At 45.2% G+C, this 622-nt stretch carries 1 protein-coding gene; it reads right to left on the bottom strand.

Annotated features, from left to right (window positions below; translation table 11 throughout):
- Window positions 1–156 precede the first annotated feature (156 nt).
- Window positions 157–622, bottom strand: a 466-nt coding sequence (locus R7Z47_RS25515; protein WP_318130850.1) for a hypothetical protein, incomplete at its 5' end; no start/stop codon positions are given.

Genomic DNA, 622 nt, shown 5'->3' with positions numbered 1-622 from the left:
GTGTATAGCGTTTTCTCACACGAGACTCACACAAGATCAAAAAGGGCGTACTTTGCGGTACGCCCCTTTCTGATTCTTTGCCTCACGTAGGGTCACATATTTCCCCAAGTAATCCCAAGCACAACACACATCGAACGCTCGGTGAAAAACGATGAACTAAAATGGCACTTCAATTTGCATCATCCAGTCGGCGTCGTAATACTCGTGCCAACGATAGTCGAAGCGCATTCTTGGCTCACCATCAGCTTTATTACCAAAACCGATGCTGAACATGAGACCATGGCTGCGAAGCCACTCTTCTGTGGTCATTTTGTTTTCTTCTTCACGTAGCTCTTCTGGCATCCAAATACCAAGACCAAAATAGTTTTTGTCTACGTTTTGAGTAAGAAACGGAATGTCTTGCGATTTGATTGCCCACTCTTCCCAGTAGTTTTCTGTTGGTCCTTCTGCTGTCGCTTCAGCAGCATACCAATCTAAGGTATCGGTACTAAGCACACCAACAGTATCAAAAATTTCTTCACAGATGGGCATGGTGTTGTCTTCAAACACCACGGAGCGATCAGAAAGATAGTTACATGCGGAGTTAGCTTGCGTCACCACAAGCAGCGCACATGCACTAAAT

Origin of the sequence: Vibrio sp. 1641 (genome assembly GCF_033339995.1) — a bacterium.
GTDB classification, from domain to species: domain Bacteria; phylum Pseudomonadota; class Gammaproteobacteria; order Enterobacterales; family Vibrionaceae; genus Vibrio; species Vibrio alginolyticus.
This window is presented reverse-complemented; position numbering and strand designations above follow the sequence as displayed.